The 19117-nt window shown below is 44.6% G+C and carries 22 protein-coding genes; 11 read left to right on the forward strand and 11 right to left on the reverse strand.

Annotated features, from left to right (window positions below):
- The first annotated feature begins 505 nt into the window (after positions 1-505).
- From QUB06_RS24720 to QUB06_RS24735, 4 genes are all read left to right on the forward strand, one after another.
- Entirely contained in the window at positions 506-796 is a 291-nt protein-coding gene (locus QUB06_RS24720) for a hypothetical protein (protein WP_333285038.1), read from the forward strand.
- Positions 793-972, forward strand: coding sequence for a type II toxin-antitoxin system RelE/ParE family toxin (locus QUB06_RS24725; RefSeq protein ID WP_333437532.1), 180 nt, complete (start codon positions 793-795; stop codon positions 970-972). Before QUB06_RS24720 ends, QUB06_RS24725 begins: the two co-directional genes overlap by 4 nt.
- Before the next feature lie 126 nt (positions 973-1098).
- The gene (locus QUB06_RS24730; RefSeq protein ID WP_333285034.1) at positions 1099-1311 is read left to right on the forward strand and encodes a hypothetical protein; all 213 of its coding nucleotides are present in this window, start codon (positions 1099-1101) and stop codon (positions 1309-1311) included.
- Between the two features lie 69 nt (positions 1312-1380).
- Positions 1381-1512, forward strand: coding sequence for a hypothetical protein (locus tag QUB06_RS24735; protein WP_333437533.1), 132 nt, complete (start codon positions 1381-1383; stop codon positions 1510-1512).
- Between the two features lie 321 nt (positions 1513-1833).
- Here the strand turns inward: QUB06_RS24735 and QUB06_RS24740 are convergent, their stop codons facing one another.
- Positions 1834-2907: a radical SAM protein gene (locus QUB06_RS24740; protein ID WP_333437534.1), complete on the reverse strand. Its 1074-nt coding sequence runs from the start codon at positions 2905-2907 to the stop codon at positions 1834-1836.
- Positions 2908-3354: 447 nt separating this feature from the next.
- On the opposite strand from QUB06_RS24740, the gene QUB06_RS24745 reads away from it, so the two are divergent.
- The 3 genes from QUB06_RS24745 to QUB06_RS24755 all read left to right on the forward strand — a co-directional run bounded on the left by QUB06_RS24745 (position 3355) and on the right by QUB06_RS24755 (position 6170).
- Complete coding sequence (locus QUB06_RS24745) at positions 3355-4149, forward strand: ABC transporter permease (RefSeq protein ID WP_445251420.1); 795 nt, start codon at positions 3355-3357, stop codon at positions 4147-4149.
- A gap of 336 nt (positions 4150-4485) precedes the next feature.
- Complete coding sequence (locus QUB06_RS24750; protein ID WP_333437535.1) at positions 4486-5349, forward strand: aldo/keto reductase; 864 nt, start codon at positions 4486-4488, stop codon at positions 5347-5349.
- Between the two features lie 143 nt (positions 5350-5492).
- Positions 5493-6170 carry a GIY-YIG nuclease family protein gene (locus QUB06_RS24755; protein WP_333437536.1) on the forward strand — a complete coding sequence of 226 codons (678 nt, stop codon included), beginning with the start codon at positions 5493-5495 and terminating at the stop codon, positions 6168-6170.
- A 100-nt stretch (positions 6171-6270) separates the two neighbouring features.
- Here QUB06_RS24755 and QUB06_RS24760 read toward each other — a convergent pair whose 3' ends face one another.
- Positions 6271-7119 (reverse strand): DUF3598 family protein, encoded by an 849-nt coding sequence (locus tag QUB06_RS24760; protein WP_333437537.1) that lies wholly within the window; start codon positions 7117-7119, stop codon positions 6271-6273.
- 18 nt (positions 7120-7137) lie between these two features.
- Here QUB06_RS24760 and QUB06_RS24765 point away from each other — a divergent pair, with 18 nt between their 5' ends.
- Complete coding sequence (locus QUB06_RS24765; protein ID WP_333437538.1) at positions 7138-7947, forward strand: SAM-dependent chlorinase/fluorinase; 810 nt, start codon at positions 7138-7140, stop codon at positions 7945-7947.
- A gap of 51 nt (positions 7948-7998) precedes the next feature.
- Here the strand turns inward: QUB06_RS24765 and QUB06_RS24770 are convergent, their stop codons facing one another.
- Together QUB06_RS24770 and QUB06_RS24775 are read right to left on the reverse strand one after the other, a co-directional pair.
- Positions 7999-8913 (reverse strand): alpha/beta fold hydrolase, encoded by a 915-nt coding sequence (locus QUB06_RS24770; protein ID WP_333437539.1) that lies wholly within the window; start codon positions 8911-8913, stop codon positions 7999-8001.
- 38 nt (positions 8914-8951) lie between these two features.
- Complete coding sequence (locus QUB06_RS24775) at positions 8952-9956, reverse strand: site-specific DNA-methyltransferase (protein ID WP_333437540.1); 1005 nt, start codon at positions 9954-9956, stop codon at positions 8952-8954.
- Between the two features lie 171 nt (positions 9957-10127).
- Here QUB06_RS24775 and QUB06_RS24780 point away from each other — a divergent pair, with 171 nt between their 5' ends.
- The gene (locus QUB06_RS24780) at positions 10128-10931 is read left to right on the forward strand and encodes a helix-turn-helix domain-containing protein (RefSeq protein ID WP_333437541.1); all 804 of its coding nucleotides are present in this window, start codon (positions 10128-10130) and stop codon (positions 10929-10931) included.
- A gap of 82 nt (positions 10932-11013) precedes the next feature.
- Here the strand turns inward: QUB06_RS24780 and leuS are convergent, their stop codons facing one another.
- The 3 genes from leuS to aat all read right to left on the reverse strand — a co-directional run bounded on the left by leuS (position 11014) and on the right by aat (position 15217).
- Entirely contained in the window at positions 11014-13569 is a 2556-nt protein-coding gene (leuS, locus tag QUB06_RS24785; protein ID WP_333437542.1) for a leucine--tRNA ligase, read from the reverse strand.
- Between the two features lie 249 nt (positions 13570-13818).
- A complete protein-coding gene (locus tag QUB06_RS24790) occupies positions 13819-14520 on the reverse strand; it encodes a Uma2 family endonuclease (protein ID WP_333437543.1) in 702 nt (233 codons plus the stop codon).
- 100 nt (positions 14521-14620) lie between these two features.
- Positions 14621-15217, reverse strand: a complete 597-nt coding sequence (aat, locus tag QUB06_RS24795) for a leucyl/phenylalanyl-tRNA--protein transferase (RefSeq protein ID WP_445242200.1) — start codon at positions 15215-15217, stop codon at positions 14621-14623.
- Positions 15218-15263: 46 nt separating this feature from the next.
- Between aat and QUB06_RS24800 the strand changes: the two genes are divergently transcribed.
- Positions 15264-15593, forward strand: coding sequence for a hypothetical protein (locus QUB06_RS24800; RefSeq protein ID WP_332980099.1), 330 nt, complete (start codon positions 15264-15266; stop codon positions 15591-15593).
- A gap of 132 nt (positions 15594-15725) precedes the next feature.
- Here the strand turns inward: QUB06_RS24800 and rpsN are convergent, their stop codons facing one another.
- The 4 genes from rpsN to QUB06_RS24820 all read right to left on the reverse strand — a co-directional run bounded on the left by rpsN (position 15726) and on the right by QUB06_RS24820 (position 18376).
- Positions 15726-16028, reverse strand: coding sequence for a 30S ribosomal protein S14 (rpsN, locus tag QUB06_RS24805; RefSeq protein WP_006633844.1), 303 nt, complete (start codon positions 16026-16028; stop codon positions 15726-15728).
- A gap of 173 nt (positions 16029-16201) precedes the next feature.
- Entirely contained in the window at positions 16202-16849 is a 648-nt protein-coding gene (gene nth, locus QUB06_RS24810) for an endonuclease III (RefSeq protein WP_333437544.1), read from the reverse strand.
- 235 nt (positions 16850-17084) lie between these two features.
- Entirely contained in the window at positions 17085-18179 is a 1095-nt protein-coding gene (gene rseP, locus QUB06_RS24815) for an RIP metalloprotease RseP (protein WP_333437545.1), read from the reverse strand.
- Positions 18180-18214: 35 nt separating this feature from the next.
- Positions 18215-18376 carry a hypothetical protein gene (locus QUB06_RS24820; RefSeq protein WP_333437546.1) on the reverse strand — a complete coding sequence of 54 codons (162 nt, stop codon included), beginning with the start codon at positions 18374-18376 and terminating at the stop codon, positions 18215-18217.
- 57 nt (positions 18377-18433) lie between these two features.
- Here QUB06_RS24820 and QUB06_RS24825 point away from each other — a divergent pair, with 57 nt between their 5' ends.
- Entirely contained in the window at positions 18434-19111 is a 678-nt protein-coding gene (locus QUB06_RS24825; RefSeq protein WP_333437547.1) for an ATP-dependent Zn protease, read from the forward strand.
- The last annotated feature ends 6 nt before the right edge of the window (positions 19112-19117 follow it).

The raw sequence follows: 19117 nt of genomic DNA on the forward strand, positions 1-19117 counted from the left end.
ATTGATACTGATGATCGATAAAAAAGTCATTCTGGGTTCACGAGTATTTATACTCATCGCAAAAGTGACACGCTCCCGATATTTCGCGATCGCGCGTTCTAGTTCCTGTAACTCGAAAAATTCCAGCATTTCAAGCTGATTAACAATTTGGTTGAGGATTGCCTGTGACATCGGTTTTCACTTTTTGCGCTTGCCTAGTTTATCTATTATACAAATATTAGCTTCCAGTGGGTTATCGTTCGTTGAAGAGATCGAGGGGCGATTCCCTAGGGTAGGGGCTGGGCTTCACGCTCTTTGGGGCTGTGAGTGCGATCGTTCTTTTCAAATAAACTTTACATGGTTCTGCATATCCGATAATTCAAGTACCTCCCAGAGCGAGAGCGCCTTTTTCTATCTGCCACAGTCAAGAGCGATTCCCTACGGGATAGCTTCGCTTCACGCATTTTTGTAATAAAATACGATACAGTAGAAGTATTGTCCAACCCTTGCCCCATCCGAGGTAACAATGCAAATCACCTTGAGCCAAGAGCAAACCCAAGTCCTTGAAGCTTTAGTAAAGCACGGTCAATATCCCTCCCTTGAAGAAGCAATTAACACAGCCTTGCTGTTATTAATCGATGATGTTACTTTATCCGATGACGGCAACAGCCCAAACTATTTAGCGTGGGTACAAGAAACTGGGAAGAAAATCGATATAGCACGAGAACAAGCACAACGGGGTGAGTTGCTCAATCCAGACGATGTATTAGCTCAACTTAGAGATAAAGTGAAAAAAGCCAGAGAATTAAGAGCATGAATCGCTTGCTTATTACGATCGAAGCGAGTCGAGATTTATCCGAAATTTCCGATTACTTTTTGGCGCAAAGCGTGGATGCAGGAGAGCGCTTTGTGGAAAAATTTGGTAAAAAATGTCAGCAGATTGCACAGTTTCCATATTTGGGGCGATCGTATTCACAATTTTCTCCCAGTTGACGTGGTGTGCCATTGATGGGATACATCATTTTTTATTAAATAGTTGGTGATGGTATTGAGATTTTGCGCGTTATTAGTGGTGATCGTAACTTGCAGGATGTTTTCAATACTGATTGAGTAAAAGCAATGCCCTCGCTCTTGTGTCTGGGAAGGTCGATCGCTCTTTTTGGCATAGAAAGGTCGATCGCTCTTTTGGGAATGGAAAGGGATATTGAAAAATACTTAAACTACCTGATTGCCAATCAAGATTTGTTCCAGCAGACAACATCCACAATTTGCGGGATGGTGGCAATCGCACAGGTGGAATTGAACCGGGAGCAGCAAGAGAGGGAATGTTAGCGCGATCTAGAACAAATGGAAATCGACAGGAAGAAGGAAGACAAAGAGAAAAAGCGAGGGAGCATCTCAATGAAAGCAGCAAAGCTCGAAATTGGAATTAGGAGTCAGGAGTCAGGAGCCAGGAGAAAAGAGTCAGAAGGAAGAAGAAAGAAGTGTTTTTGCAAATATGAGATGCTCCCAAAAGCGATCTCGCCAACTTGAGAATATCATCTTTTTGTCGGAACGCCGATACTGGGTATCCTGCCGCTGGCCAGAAAAATATCCCCCAGAATCCTGCGGCTGGTAAGAAAAATATTTGTCAGGTAAAGCCGTGCGTGAGAGTCAATAGTAAAGGGCTGCGGTGCAATGATTTTTCACCGTCACCCACCCTACGACTGATACAAAACATTGTATTCGTAGGGAAACGGCATTGCCCTGTCCTTTAGCCCAACCGAACGGGAATACAATTCATCAAACAAAAAACCGGGTTTCTGATAAAACCCGGCCACCATGAACAAAAGCAATATTAACACTGCTCAAACCTCAATTCTTTAATAACTTCATCCCCATTTTCACTTTGTCCAAAATCGTCTTTTGTGAGACACAGGTAATCAGACAAAGCTTGCCACAATTCAAAGTATCGCGGCGGACTTCCTGAGCTTTTTCGCCGTACCAAATTTCGCGGGCGCTGGCGTCTTTCACATTACCAATCACCGGAAACTCATCGCACAATTTCACATCACCGCGCGTATCAATCCAGTAATTTCGCAGTCCAACGCGACAAGGACGAGTTGAATCAGGAGCTGTTTCTTCGGCAAAGTGAGGAATCATCAATCGCAACACTTCATCGCTGTTCATAATCGGAGCGCCGTTCTTCTTCATTTCAATTAGCCGCTCGATTACTTGTGAAAATTCCTCCATGTCTTCTTTTTCAATCCACAATTCCTCGTATGTTTCTGGCGTCCAGCGGTTGACGGATTGGAAGTTCACCGTCGTCGCCCCAATTCCCTGAGCCCAGGTGACTATTTCCGGGAGGTGGCGGAAATTGAGTCGGTTCATTGTCGGTTTGACGTTGATCGGAAACAAGACGTTCTGTTTTTCTTGTTCTTCGCGCAGATAGCCGATTCCTTTAGAAAGCCGATCGAACAATCCCGGTTGACCCCGCAAATAATCGTGCAGTTCTGCATTCGGCCCGTCAACGGACATATTCACATTAAAAGGACGAGCAGCGACAGTTTTGGCTGCGTTTTCCCTGGTCATGCAATAGCCGTTGGTGGTGACGCCGGCGTGAATGCCATTTTTATTCGCAAAGGCCAGCAAGTCTAGAAAACCTTTTTTAATATAAGGTTCGCCGCCGCTAAAGTTGATTGAAAATTCGCCCACAAATTCTTTGACGCTCAAGAGGGCATTTTGCCATTCTTCGATCGTCATTTCGTCTTTATATTCTTTGAGCCGCCAATACTCGCACTGGCGGCATTTAACATTGCAGCGCTCGTTGACAATCCCGTAAAAAGTTACTGGGCTTGTCACGTCGTATCCTGTATTGATCCGCAGCGATTCGGCTACTGCACTCTTGGTGTGCTTGACGCCCAGTCTCGATAATGTTAAAGCATCCATGTCTTTTTTTCCTTACGTGTTGTTAGCTAGGTCAATTTCTCGATCCCTCTTGGGTGCGTATAATTACGCATTCCTGATTACGTATTCCTTTTGAGTACGTATGCCCCATCCTAAGTGTTGCGTTTGGGTATGGCTAGATGTTTTTGAAATATTTATAATATTAAGACTTGTAACATATTAGTATTTCCAATCTATCAAGCGAGGCTTTGTGTGAAGACATGAATTCGGCTTAATAATTGCCAAAATATATGGGCTTAAGATTGACTTTAATTAATAATTGTAATTTCTATTTAAAATTGGTTAAATAACTTAATACTATTTATCAGTAAAACTACTTAGGTAAGCGGTATCAATAATTTATTGTTATAGTGAAATGAACAGCCAGTACAGCAGTTAACTTCACACAAGCTTTACAATAGGGGAATTTAAGTATTTACACGGCAAAAAATGACGACAAACATGGGACGATATTTGCACGTACTGAAATTGTTCTGGGGTGCGGCGATCGCAGCGGAACTAGAATACCGAATCAACTTTGTCCTCGCGGCCATCAGCAGCCTCGGAAATCTTACTGGCAGCTTGTTTGGGCTGTTTTTGTTCTACCGTACCGGTTACACGTTTTCGGGGTGGAAATGGGAAGAGGCTTTAGTTGTACTCGGTATTTTCACGATTTTGCAGGGGTTTTCGTCAACGTTTCTAGCACCTAATCTCAGCCGTATTGTCGATCGAGTGCAGCAAGGTACTCTCGATTTCGTACTCCTCAAACCCATCAGTTCCCAATTCTGGCTATCTGCAAACACAGTTTCGCCTTGGGGAATCCCAGATTTAATCTTCGGCACCCTATTGCTGCTGTATGCTGCCAACAAATTGGGAGTAGCAATCGGCAACTATTTTTTAACAGCAATACCGCTGTTATTCGGAACTATTACTCTTTACAGTATATGGTTTATGTTAGGGGCAACCAGCATTTGGTTTGTCAAAATTTACAATGTTACCGAAGTCCTCAAAGGATTGTTAGAAGCGGGTAGATTTCCAATGGCAGCTTATCCTGCAGCTTATCGATTTTTCTTCACTTTCGTAGTTCCCGTTGCCTTCTTGACGACTGTGCCTGCAGAGGCCATGCTGGGGAGAGGTGAAATCGTTTGGATCGCAGGGGCGGGAATATTGGCGATCGGGCTGTTATTTTTCTCCCGCTACTTCTGGCAATTTGCACTCCGCTTTTACACCAGCGCTTCCAGCTAGTTAAGTAGGTATAGCCTTTCGATCTCTCATATGAGGTACTATCCGGCATAGGCCTCCGTGGGCATAGGGCATAGGCCTCCGTGGGCATAGGGCATACCTCACCACGCTTGAGAACCGCTATAGGTAAGCTGCTGCGGATCGAGATTGTCTATTATGTTTGAGAGGGAGAGGATTTGAAACGTGGGGAATAGGGAATCGAAATATACATTTTCAAGGCAAAACAGCTTATCTAAAAAATATTTGTTTCAATTTACTTAGATAGTTAAATAAATGTAAGATTTCAACTTATCCTTGAAATGTAAACTGGAAATAAACCACGCAAACGAAGGGAAACCAATGAAAAGAAAAAAACTGGGTAACAGTAATTTTACTATCAGCGCGATCGGTCTTGGAGGTATGCCAATGTCCTTAAGCGGCCGGCCGCCCGAAGATCAATCAATTGCGGTAATCCACCGCGCCCTCGATTTGGGTGTCACCCTAATTGACACCGCAGATTCCTACTGCCAAGATGAATCCGACAAACACCACAATGAGCAGTTGATTGCCAAAGCTTTGGAACAGTACACCGGAGATACTCGGGCCGTTACTGTCGCCACTAAAGGCGGCTTAATGCGGCCTCAAGGTGCATGGACGCGCAACGGCAACCCCCACCATTTGCGCCAGACAATTCGCGAAAGTTTTGAAGCGTTGGGCGGCAAGGAACCGATCGACCTTTGGCAGTACCACTCGCCCGATCCCGCTTATACCATCGAAGCAGCCCTAGCACCCGCAAAAGAAGCAGTAGAAGCAGGAAGGATTCGATTTATTGGAGTTTCCAACTTTTCTGTAGAGCAGATCAAACGTGCCCGCGATACAGTAGAAGTTGTCTCCGTGCAGAATCAGTACAATCCGTGGCACAGACAGCCGGAATCAGACGGGGTTCTGGAATATTGCGAAACCGAAAAACTGACATTTTTTCCTTGGAGTCCTTTGGGAGGAAGCCGCCGCGTCACCAGCTTGCAAGATATACCCGCGATCGCCAAATTAGCCGCAGAAAAAAACGTTTCAGTTTACTGTATAGTATTAGCTTGGTTAATGGCTCAATCGCCTTGCATCGTTCCGATTCCCGGTGCGACCAAAGTATCGAGTATTGAAGACTCTGTGGGGGCGCTCGAAGTTAAATTGACTGACGAGGAATTGCAACAAATTGCCGCAAGTTAAGTATATAAGGGCAAAAAAAACAATAGAACAGGCTTTCCGGCCTGTTCCACAAACAGAACTTTATTGTGGGGTGGGCCGGAAAGCCCGCCCCTGAAAGTGGGATTGAATGAGTAAAGTTGACATTTTTTGAGGAATTGGGTTTTATGGAAGCTAATCAAGTGAATGCCGATCGAGACGTAGCAATAGAACATCAAAACGTACCAGTCGCCCATGAAGGACTGCACAACTTTTTATACAGTTCCGACTCAGAACACAGCGCAGCCGCCGCTATTTCTGAATTAGAAAATGACGGCACGCAAGTAATGTCGATCGATACATGGCGCGATTTGGCAACTAACGCGAAAGTCGCCGGCGTTTACGCTGTAATGGACAGTTCCCGCAACACTCAGTTTATAGGTTATTCGCGAAATATCCTGCTTTCAATCAACGGTCACATCGCCCAAAATGGCGTCGAAAATTGTGCTTTCCTGCGCGTGCAAACTTTCAAATTCCCGAAGCGGGAAGAAATGGAAAGTTTGCGGGATGCTTGGATAGCAGAAATTGGCAGCATTCCGCCTGGAAACGGTGCTGACAGCGAAATGTGGGCGGCTACGGTAGGCCAAGCAGCGCGATCGGCAATGTCTGCGGAGGAACAAAAAGCTTATGAGGAAAAGAAGCTGAAATTGCGGAAAGCAATGGCAGATTCCACTCTTACCAAAGAGTTAGAAACCGCAGTCCAAAGTGACGGCGAACGCGCTAAGGATTTGGAAGCTGCTGTTAACAATGATGACTGGAGTGCCGTGATTCAATCGCAAACCCAGGAAACAAAGTCCGGCGAATAAAATTCGCTGCTACATAAACTTTCGTCCGCCAGAAATGGGGGCGGGTTTATGTAGATTATTGGTGGAAATTAAAGAGTGTTTGTGAAGCAGGCGATACTAATTAATGACTAACTTTGCGTTCAGTAACTAAAGTCAAACTTACCCATTCACCCCGCTCATTGTAACTGCGAATCATCCGAAACCGCAAGTCAGGTTCTACCAACCAACCGGCCTCGAAAAATAGAGGTTTCCTCAATTCAATCTTGACAGGTAAAGTGCAAGAACCCCCGTCAGGAAGGAGTACAACTTGCACGGGCGAAGCACCTTCGTTAAAGTGCAGAACTGAACCGTCAATGCGGGCGCTAGAACTGATAACAGTAGCATTACTGCCAAAAGTAATTTTGTTCACTAGGCGATCGCCATTTTCCAAATGCAATTGCAGTTTGGTAGAATAAAAGTCTGGAGAACGCAAATCTGGATACATTGTCACCGCCTCGCCTTCCCACTCTCCCAGCAAATCCTCAACAGTTAAAGGCGGACGTTCGGGGACATTTTTATCAAGCTGCTTTTCCCGAATTAAGGTAAGTGTTGATAAATTGCCGTCGGTATTGTAGAGCTGAACGAAGCGCAACCGGCGATAATTGTAGATAAAACCAAACTCGCCACCGCACTCAGAATAAGGCGCTAGTTGAATAGTACCCTGAGAAAAAGCTCCATTCTCAAAAAATAGGATATCTCGTCCCAAAGCTTGATATTCTCGAACAAGTTCGCTGACTTCCGGTTCGCCGACACCGTTAGGATTTGGGGAAAATCGACGGAGTTTCAATCGCACATTTTTGTTGTCATTGAAACCTTCGAGAGAAATAATGCTAGGAGTATCTTGAAGTACCTCTCCTCGCGGCGATAACTGGGTAAAAGAACCGTGCCATTCTCCCAAGTTTTGCAGAAAGTTTTCCCATTGTGATACCATATTTTTACCTGTGGATATATGTCTAAAAATAGAATTATAACTCTGCTGACGGATTTTGGATTAAGCGATGTTTATGTGGGAGTGATGAAAGGTGCGATCACCCAAATTAACCCGCACTTAAAAGTCATTGACATTACGCACCAAATACCATCTCAAAATATTGCGGCCGCGAGGTTTTGTTTGATGACTGCTTTTGCTTATTTTCCACCAGAAACCGTACACGTTGCTGTCGTCGATCCGGGGGTGGGAAGCAAGAGACGCGGGGTTGCGATTAAATGTGCTAATTGCTTTCTTGTCGGGCCCGATAACGGGTTGTTTAGCGGGGTGTTGAGTCGGGAAAGTGCCATATCCTGTGTCGAACTCACGAATTCTCAATACTGGCGCACACCTCAACCCAGCAGCACTTTTCACGGTCGCGATATTTTCGCTGCAGCGGGCGCTCACTTGGCGAACGGGGTGGCTTTGGAAGAGTTGGGAGATGCGATCGACCCTGCAAGTTTAGTGCAGTTAGAGATACCAAATTGTGCCGTTACCGCCGCAGGTATAGAAGGCTGTGTTCAATATGTCGATCGCTTCGGCAATCTAATTACTAATATCCCCAATAATTGCATTATAGGTAACAATTGGTCAGTAACAATTAGCAATAGTTCTGATGCAATTCGCATCCCCAGCGGTAAAACCTACAGCGACAGCAAGCCTGGGGATTTAATTGCCATAACTGGTTCTGACGGCTGGCTAGAAATTGCCGTTAATGGCGGGAGTGCTCAATCAGTATTAAAATTGGAATGCGGAGCGATCGTGCAATTGCTTTTTGAAACTAACAATTAAAATCATCTCTTTCAGTCCGCGCAGGCGGACTTTGTTTGTGTAGAAGCGATTTCAATCACCGTTTGATATTATTTCCTGTTTCCTGGGAATTACTTTCTCTGCAAAATCAACAATAGTTTGGCGGTATTCGCTACTGTTAAAAAAAAGATCTCCATTATTGTGCTTACCATTAGGAACAAGTAAAATTTTCTTAGGTTGAGGAGAAGCAGCATACAACTTTTTACTCATCCCACTGGGAATCAAAGGGTCAGCAGTCCCGTGGGCGAACAAAACCGGAATTCGCAACAATTTAACCTTAGCCAAAGAATCAAATTTTTGCGTCAGCAGCAGCCGCAGCGGAAACAACCGCATCAAACCGTAGCGTTCTACCATATCCCGCATTGAAGTGAACGAACTTTGAACAATTAATCCTGCAGCTTCTGGATGCCTTATTGCTAATTCCACAGCAACAGCACCTCCCATTGAATGGCCGTACAAAAAGATTTCGCTGGGCGAAAATTGCCGCTGCTTAACTAAATAATTATAAGCTGTTTCCGCATCTTCATATATCCGATATTCGCTGGGAAAGCTGCCTTGACTGCGACCGTAACCCCGGTAATCAATCAGCAATACGGAAAAACCCAATTGCCGAAAGCGGTAAGATTGATTGATATTCGCACCAATGTTCAAACCTCTGCCGTGCAGGTACAATAGAGTTCCTAATGATTGTCGATTTGCGGCGGGCAGCCACCAACCGTGAAGTTTTTCAATTTTGCGCGATCGACCCTTAACTGGCAACCAAACTTCTTGGTAAGGGATGTTAAAAGCATCCGGTGTTTTGGCGATTGTAGGTGTTGGCTGAAATATCAAACGAGTTTGCAGCATAAACAAGAGTATACAGGAAGCAATGTAGGCGAGCGCCCAAATCTTTCCTATTAAAAATAGCAACTTCAAACAATGTCTGTATCTATTTTGTATTTCGAGCATTGTGGTAACTTAAATAAAAATTATACTATTTAGCCCAATTAAAAAGAATAATTATTAACTTCAAAAAGTAGCCTAGTTTGAGGTAAAATCAATCCTGATGCTTCCTCAATTAACAATTTGTTGTATATTGTATCCGCTTGCCCAAAATATTCTTGAGGCAAAAATCTAAATATTGATGCAGCAACATATTGTTTTTCCTTTTCAAAACTTATCCAGTTTCTTGATAATTCTTCTGCTGCATGACCCGTAGTATTAGAACCAGAAAAAATATCTACTACCAAGTCTCCCGGTTCAGTAAGAAAATTTATAAAAAATGACGGTAATCTTTGGGGAAAACGTGCCGGATGCGCCTTAACATTAAACTCTTTGCACCAACGCAAGTATTGAGAATTACTTTCCGAATTAGAAATCTCTAGCAAATTAGATGGAATAGCACCTCCATTATCTTTGGCAAATCGATCGCTAATATTGTGACCGGAAGGACGTTCTTTGGGCGTGTAAAATTCATCAGCATTTTTCAAAAGTTTTTTCATTCTCTCAGAATACTCTACTTTGACTTTACTAATATTCGCTTGAGGCTGATTCGTTTTGGAAAGCCACCAAACAGTATTCACAGAATCTTTAGCCCGGATTTTCTTTTTATTCACCCATTCTATAGGAGATGGAAGTTTGGAAGGATTAAACCAGAAAAACTCTTGAGCAAGTTTAAATCCATACTCGTCGCATAACCTAATAAGCACACGGTAATTATACAGCGAGCGTACAGGTATTCCTTTTTGATAAGCACCTCCAAGATCCATAACAAAACTTCCAGTATCCTTGAGAACTCTTTTAATTTCAGGAGCAAAGCCCAGCAGCCAATCAACATATAAATCTTGATCTTCATTTCCATAACTCTTTTGGCGTTGCAATGCAAAAGGAGGGGATGTAATCACCAAATCTACAGAATTGCTAGCAAGACTATTCAGGAGATGAAGAGAATCTCCCAAATAAGATTGACCGTATTTGGTGGTGTAAATTGGGGCGGGCAAAAGGTTACTCATGTTTAATTTAGATTAGTTTAAGGTACAAGAGACACAGCCTACTGTCATTCTATCAAAATCCGTACAGTCAGTTATAGTCAATCCGTACTTTCAGTACGTTGTTTTGTGTATAAATTCTTCGTACCTTTCAAAAAGCGAACTTTCAGTTCGTTTTTATGAAGTGTGATGGGTATGAATTACAAAGAAGCCAGACAACAATTTGCTGCCAAGGTAAGTCAGTTACGCAGAGAAAAAAGGATGACACAGGACGAGTTAGCAGAACTCATAGACAAGACTACTGACTATATCAGCTTATTGGAACGCGGTGAAAGATCGCCATCCTTTGAAGTTATTTTTGATCTAGCTGAAGCGCTCGATGTACCCGCTACTTATTTAATCAGTTTTAGCCAAAGCGGCGAGAGTACAGCTCTCATTAGCACCCTAATAGCTGAACCAGTTTCTCCGTCAGTTGTGGAGCCTGTTGAAGAGGCTGTTACCACGGAAGCAGAACGCATTTCAGATGCTAAACGGCTAGAAAATGCTATGAAAAGCATTCAAGAATTGCAAAATCTGGCTAGTGAATATGGTATTGCGGATATTTTTCAAGATAACGGGGGAAAGACTTTACAGTTATTAATCCTTTTAGGGCTGCGGATATCACCGGGACGTGAAGGAAACGATGCTATTGATGCTGAAGGAAAAGAATACGAACTTAAAACAATAAATATTGCTCTCAATAGAAGCGGTGGGGTCACTACTCACCATCATTTGAATGAAATTATACTTGACAAATATCGCAGAGTAGAAGCTTGGTATATTGGACTGTATGAAGGCATAACTCTCAAAGAGATTTATAAACTTACACCGGAAATGCTGGAACCTAAATTTAAAGAATGGGAAGAAAAGGTGAGGCTAAGAAACGAGCCGCTAAACAATCCTAAAATTCCATTAAAGCTAGTGAAAAAAGGGCAACTTGTCTACTCTCACAGTAAATAATAGTTGCCCGATAGTGTTTAAAGGGGATTAGGTTGTGTTTGTGTAGAAACGATAGGTTGCCTACAGGTAGCGACTTTTACCCTCAAGCTACCACGAAATTAACCAACTTTCCAGGCACCACAATTACCTTTTTAATCTCCTTACCTTCCAGGTGACGCTTGGCCAATTCCGACTCGCGAGCAAACTTTTCCAAAGCAGCTTTATCAGCACCTGAAGGCACTTGAATTGTGCCGCGAGTCTTGCCCATAACTTGAATTACTAGCGTAATTTCATCAGTAACTAATGCAGAAGCATCCACACTCGGCCAAGTTTGCGTATGCACCGATTCACTGTTACCAGTATTGTGCCACAATTCATCAGCAATATGTGGGGCAAAAGGCGCTAGCAAGCGAATCAAAGTGTTAATTCCTTCTGCATAAATTGGCGAATCTTTACACTTAGCATCATTCAAAGCATTGCTGAGTTTCATCATTTCAGAAACAGCAGTATTGAACTGATAATCGCCCTCCAAATCTTCGCTAACTTCCTTAATTGCAGTGTGAATTGCCCGTCGCAAATCCTTCTCAATTTTGCTTAATTCAGCATTTTCTACTCCTTGGTCGGGGGTGGCAGGGACTCGCCCAGCAAACTCTGTAACCACGCGCCAAACGCGATTTAAAAAGCGAAATTGACCTTCCACATCAGCGTCGTCCCACTCCAAATCTTTCTCTGGCGGCGCTTTGAATAAAATAAACATCCGCGCCGTATCTACCCCATATTTTCCCATAACTTGCAAGGGGTCAACACCGTTATATTTTGATTTTGACATCTTCTCATAGAAGACTTCCAAAGCTTCGCCAGTTTGAGGATCTTTGGGATTTGCGGGGTCTATATCTGCTGGGGGAACGTATTTGCCAGTAACAGGATTTTTATAGGCCATTGCTTGTACCATGCCTTGAGTTAACAGGCGTTTAAATGGTTCGTCACAATTGATTAAACCCCGATCGCGCAAAACCTTGGTAAAGAACCGCGAATACAGTAAGTGCAAGATTGCGTGTTCGATGCCGCCCACATATTGGTCTACGGGCATCCAATCATTTGTCTTCGCCGTATCGAAGACTTGCTCTTGATTTTGAGCATCGGGATAGCGCAAGAAATACCACGAAGAATCGATAAAAGTATCCATCGTGTCTGTTTCCCGCTTCGCGGGAGTGCCACAACTCGGACAAGGAACGTTTACCCATTCTTCCATCTTTGCCAAGGGCGAACCTTTGCCGGTAAATTCTACATTTTCCGGCAACAACACGGGCAAATCCGATTGGGGGACGGGGACAGTTCCGCAGGTGGGACAGTGAATTACGGGAATGGGAGCCCCCCAATAACGCTGTCGGGAAATCAACCAATCTCTCAAGCGGTATTGCACTCGCGCTTTGCCGCAACCTGCATCTTCGGCATATTTAATTATTGCTGCTTTGCCTTTAATTGAATCCATGCCGTTGAAGCTTTCGGAATTAATCATAATTCCGGGTTCGGTGTAAGCTTCCGTCAGCGGAACTTCATCATCATCCACAATTACTACTTTAATGGGCAGTTGATATTGATTGGCAAATTTGAAATCTCGCGTGTCGTGGGCTGGTACTCCCATGACGGCGCCGGTGCCGTATTCGTACAGCACATAATCGGCGATCCAAATGGGAATTTCTTCGCCGTTGAAAGGATTGATTGCTTTGCCGCCTGTGGGGATGCCGCGCTTTGGTTTGTCTTCGGCTGTGCGATCGATTTCGCTTTGGGCGGCGACTTCTTTGATGAAGGTTTCTACGGCGGTTTTTCTATCTTCGGTTGTCACGCGCTGAGTTAGTGGATGTTCCGGTGCTAAAACAACGTAACTGACGCCGTAAACTGTATCGGGACGTGTGGTGAAAACGGCGATTTTTTCATCCATTCCGACAATCGGAAATTCTAAGTAAGCGCCGACTGATTTGCCGATCCAGTTGGCTTGCATTAATTTGACTCTTTCTGGCCAATCTGGCAATTTGTCTAAGTCGTTTAATAACTGTTCGGCGTAATCGGTAATTTTGAGGAACCACTGCCGCAATAATTTGCGCTCGACTTTGGCACCGGAACGCCAGGAACGACCTTCGTTATCTACTTGTTCGTTTGCTAAAACTGTTTGGTCTATAGGGTCCCAATTAACTGCTGCTTCTTTTTGATAAGCTAATCCGGCTTCTAAAAATTGCAAGAAAATCCATTGAGTCCACCGATAATAATCGGGAGAACAAGTTGTAACTTCTTTTGTCCAGTCGAAAGAAATACCCAGGCGGCGAAATAAGCCTTTCATTTGGGCAATGTTTTGATAAGTCCATTGTGCAGGGGGAATTCCTCGCTCGATAGCTGCATTTTCTGCGGGCAAACCAAAAGCGTCCCATCCCATCGGATTCAATACCCGATAACCTTGCATGCGCTTGAGTCTGGCAATTACATCGATGATTGTGTAGTTGCGGACGTGGCCCATGTGCAGGTTTCCCGACGGGTAGGGGAACATGGATAAGGCATAAAATTTAGGCTTTTGGGTATCTTCTGGCATCTGGTCTAAGTTTTGCTCAGCCCATGTCTGCTGCCATTTTTCTTCTATGGATTGGGGGTTATATCTGGAATCCACAACAATTGCTCCGTGCAGGGTTTAGTAATGTTTGCTTCAGTATTTTTACACATTCAAGGGGCTTCGATTCTGATTTTTCTGAGCTCCAAGGATTTTGGCTCAAATCTCTGTATTATATATTGTAGTATATGTAATTTGAGCTGGGGGCGATCGACCAAATACTCCCGTTCGCCCTGAAAAAAGTAAATAACTGCAATCCCCAGAAACCCGATTTCTTTGACAAACCGGGTTTATTCTCCTAGTTCGAGCTTAGATGCTATCAGGATCGATGTTCAATTCGCGCAGTTTGGCTGCTAAACGTTCTGCTTTTTGAGCTTCTTGTTCGGCGCGGTGCGAGGCTTCTTCGGCACGCTGAAATTCTTGTTCTGCGCGCCGTCGCTCTAATAGCCGCTCTGCATTTATTTCGGAATAGGAAAGAAACTTTTCTCCATCAGGGCGATAGATTTCTAACCCTTCTTCTGGTAACTCAAACCGCACTCCCAGTCTGGGACTTATCCATCCCTCCATCGGTTCAATGGGTTCTAAGATTCCTTCAATTCTTTGCCAACCTTCTAACTGATTTCTTTCTGGATCGTAAAGGTAATACTCCTCGACTCCATAACGATAGTAAAATGAAAGTTTCTTGTTCATTTTTGTGTTATTATCGTTGTGGGATCGAATTTCAAAGACGACTTGGGGAGCAATATTATCTTCGCGAGACTGTATGTAGGAACGTCGATCGCCTTTTGGTCTACCAAATACCACCATCGTATCCGGCGCTTGAGAAATATCTGGTCTACCTTCAACCGGATACCACAGTAAATCGGCGGCTACAAACACGTTGGGGTCATCTTCAAACAGCGATTCGCAACCTTCTTTGATTGTGACAATTAATTTGTATTGTATTGTGCTGTCTGCCATTGGTTGACCGTCGCTGGATGGATAAATAATTTCTTCGGTTGTGACTTGCATTGTGGTTGTCTCCGAGAAGTATCTGAGCTTAATTATACTAGTGTTTGAAGCAACAAGTAGAGCCGAAAATGACATTGCCATTTCCCTACTGACCGAATATTCAAAATAGCGAGCAGCGGCGCTTCAAAGCTGCTTGCAAAAGAGTGTTGTACAGTTTTTCCTTGACAGTATAAGCGCCGAATCTTTCCAAGTGCGGATTGTTCATTTGAGCGTCGAAAAGTAGATAAGATCGATCGCGCAATCTCTCCACCAATTTCACCATCGCCACCTTAGAACCTTCGGGAATTCGGTAAAACATCGACTCCCCAATAAACGCACCGCCGATCGACAATCCGAGAATACCGCCCGCCAATTCGTCCCCGCACCAAGTCTCGAAGCTGTAAGCCCAACCGGCCTCATACAAAGCCCAGTAAATCTTCTTGAGCTCCTTAGAAATCCAAGTCGTTTCGCGATCGGCACAACCCTCAACCACCGCCCCAAAATCGCGGTTTACAGCCACCGAAAATCGATTTTGATTGATTTGGCGACGCAGGGATTTCGGATAGGTAAATCTTTCATCCAGGGGAATCAGCGCCCGCTGACGGCTCGAATACCACCCCAAACTCTCCTCGCCGTCATTTGCCATCAAGAAATAGCCTTGCGCGTATCCTTGTATAATTGTCGGTATATCATATTGCATATATTTATCAGTTGTCATTTCTCAGTTAACTTTTCAAAGTCAACATTAGCAATTAGGAATAATCATGTCTGAAATCATTGAACCTATTACCTTACCGCCCGCCAAAAACCCCGAACAAGAAGGCCAATGGCTTCAACAAACGCTGCTGGCATGGCTAGACTCCGAGTTTATCCCAGAAGCAGCCAACCAGCAAATAGCTAAAAGAGCTGCCCAAATCTATGTCCGCCAGCGCATGGAAGGCGAAAATGACGTGGGCAGCCTCGTAATTGCGATCGTCACCGAAATGCAGGCCTATGATTTTTCTAAAAGCTTCTACGGCGAATTTGCGATCGCCAATGCCGTCAGCGACTTGTTACTCGAAAGTCTCGGCATCGATAAATGCTGTGGCCAGTGAAGCAAGAAGGAGAAAAATTTAACTCATAAGTCTGAAACAAAAATCAACCCCAAACCTAATCCTGCCGATTAATTGTGAGTTTTTTTCTTCTTCCTTCCTTCTTCCTTCTTCCTTCTTCCTTCTTCCTTCGTGCTACCAGCTAGACTTCACAACACCGGGCAAAAGACCTTCGTGAGCCATTTCTCGCATCATGTTGCGAGAAAGTCCGAAGTCACGATAGTAACCTCTGGGCCGTCCAGTTGCCCAGCAGCGGTTCCGCAAGCGAGTCCGCGAACTGCTGCGGGGTAGCTGTTGCAGTTGGCGGTGAATCGCCATTTTGTCCATCTGATTGTTAGCTTGGTCAAACTGGTCTTTCAGGTCTTCCCGCTTGTCGGCGTACTTGTCTACGAGTCTCTGGCGCTTTTTTTCGCGCTCGACCATGCTCTTCTTAGCCATAATCTGTTGATATCCTTAGATAAATCACAATCTACTATTTTACTATATTTTTGTCTTTTTGGATAACTTTAGTTTTAAATATTTTTATTTACACACAACAACTGATCTGATTTGTAGAGTCCGTAAGTTCATATTGTGCGATCGACAGTTGCTCTAATTCGAGCTGACGCACCCTAGGAAATATTAGCAGAAGGACACAAATCTGCAAGTTCGCAAATATTGCAAGCCGGATTTCTCGCATTACAAACGGCCCTGCCGTGATAAACCAACCGAATCGACCAATTTTCCCAATCCGGCTGCGGCAACAATATCATCAAATCCCGCTCGATCCTTATAGGATCGGTATGTTCGGTCAATCCCAACCGCTGACTCAAACGTTTGACGTGAGTGTCTACCGTCACGCCCATATTAATACCAAAAGCGTGGGCGAGAACAACATTAGCCGTTTTGCGGGCAACTCCGGGCAATTCTAGCAGCAGTTCCATCCGCTGTGGCACTTGATTGTTAAATTTATTGACGATCGCCTGACAAGCACCTTTAATATTTTTAGACTTATTGCGGTAGAAACCAGTCGATCGCACGAGACTTTCTAGTTCTTCTATATCAGCATTTGCCAAAGCCACCGCATCGGGAAAACGCTTAAACAAAGCCGCCGTTACCAAATTTACTCGATCGTCCGTACACTGAGCCGAGAGAATCGTCGCCACCAGCAACTGCACGGGAGTTTCGTAGTTGAGAGTGCAAGGAGCTTCTGGATAGAGGCGTTTGAGGCGAATCAGAATTTCGAGCGATCGTTGTTTTAAACTTAACTTTTTAGTCATTAGTCAGTAGTCATTAGTCAGTAGTCAGTAGTCATTAGTCATTAGTCATTAGTCATTAGTCATTTGTTATTTGTTTTTAACTGGTTCCCAGGCACGACCGGGGAACCCATAACCAGAGGCTATGCCTCGCTTGCGTAGGAAAAAAAGTAGAGGGAAAAATAGGAAAATAGACCAACGGAAAATCAGACATAATTCTTCCTTCTTCCTTCTTCCTTCTTCCCTCTTCCTTCATTTACTATTGCATGAAATTTCGCAAATCAAACCCAGCCAAATTAGCAGTATCGCGAATAATCAAGAAAACTCCCAAACCCAGCAACAACACCAAACCAGTCTGCATGACATTTTCCTGAATGCGGTTCGGCAGAGGCTTGCCCCGCAGTCCTTCTATTAACAGAAAAGCTAGCTGACCGCCATCTAAAGCAGGTAAAGGCAAGATATTAATCACAGCCAAATTGATGCTAATTAGCACCGCATACTGAAACAAACTCGCAGCATCCGATTTCGCAATCCCTGCACCAATCGCCACAATCGCCACAGGCCCGGACAACTTGTCGGCAGTCTGGCTGAAATTGCTAAGTAACTGCCCGAAACCTTGAACTGTCAGCACCACAATCCGCTCAAATTCTTTGGCGGCCTTGCTAAACGCCTCTACAAATCCGGCCCTCTGCCGCACCACAGTGCCGTTAGAAGTTAGCTGCACCCCAATGCGACCTTTGCCGTCGGGCGACTCTTCAGGAGTTACTGTCACCACAAATTTTTGTTCTTGGCGCTGAATTTCCAACGCTAGGGGTTGGTTGGGATGATCTTGGATTGCTGCGACCAATAATTTGACTGCTTCGCGGGAAGCGCCCAATTCCTTGCCGTCAACAGACAGAACAACGTCGCCCGATCGAATTCCCGCTTGTTTCGCGGCCGAACTGACTTCCGCAGCGACTTCCGGGACTTTAACTCCCGGTAGGTAGTTCATTTCTGCCGCGCCGACAGTGCTCAATTGCACCACCAAAAGGAAATAAGCAAAAATTAAGTTGGCAACTACCCCTGCGCTAATGACGATCGCCCGATCTAGCACAGGGCGATTTTTGAGCAAATTCGGGTCATTTGGGGGAATTGTACTGTCGGGATCGTCGTCCGGGAAACCCACGAAACCTCCCAGGGGAAAGGCGCGGAGGGCGTATTCTGTTTCCGGGCCTTGGTACTTCCAGAGGATGGGCCCGAAACCGATTGAGAAGCGGTTGACGTGGATGTGTTGAAGTCTCGCCGCCAGGAAGTGGCCGAGTTCGTGAACGACAATCAAGATACCTAAAACTGCGATCGCTGCCAAAACTGACATGAAGGATTCCACTAACACTTTTACTGGACTTTGATTTATTTTAATATCTTTTTAATATCGGTGGCTTCGGAGGGGCAATTTTCAGTCAAACTGGAAGGTGGTGTTTTTGTAGGAAGTCCCCGCTGCTGAGATCGACCCGACGCTGCCAAACCGATCGCGCGATCGTACCTGAGTTTACCTCTAAAACCAATTCCCATTACCAATTCCCTATTACAAATTACCCATTACCAATTCCCAGTTACCCATTCGCCATTATGAAAGACACTTCTTTGAATATTATCGCTATTTCTATCTTTGCCATCACCGTTTCAATATTGTTGGGGCCCCTATTCAACTTGCCAGAAGCCGTACCTGCGATCGCCACTTTTTGCCTGTTGGGGCTAGCCACCCTCGACAGTTTCCAGTGGCAAGGTCAAGGCGGGACTATTTTATTAGACTGGCTGGGAGGAACTTCCAAACAAAAGCGCGATCGAATCCTTCACCACGAAGCCGGACACTTCCTAGTTGCCCACCTATTGGGAATTCCCGTAACCAGCTACGCCCTCAGCGCTTGGGAAGCATTTAAACAAGGCCAAACAGCCCAAGGCGGCGTCCGATTTGAAGACGAACAATTAGCATCTCAACTCCAAAGCGGCACTCTTTCCGCCCAACTTTTAGACCAATACTGCACCGTGTGGATGGCCGGAATAGTCGCCGAAAAATTTGTTTACGGCAGCGCACAAGGAGGAGCAGAAGACCGTACCAAAATTAGTGCAATTTTAACACAACTGCGCCGTCCTAGCTCCGAAATTCAACTTAAACAAAACTGGGGTTTGCTGCGAGCAAAAAACCTGATCGAAAGCCACAAATCAGCTTACGAAGCCCTAGTAGCAGCAATGGAAGAAAGAGCAACTGTTGCCGAATGCTACGCCATAATCCAGCAAAATTTATAGGAAAAA

It is taken from the genome of Microcoleus sp. D2_18a_D3 (assembly GCF_036702455.1).
Lineage (GTDB): Bacteria > Cyanobacteriota > Cyanobacteriia > Cyanobacteriales > Microcoleaceae > Microcoleus.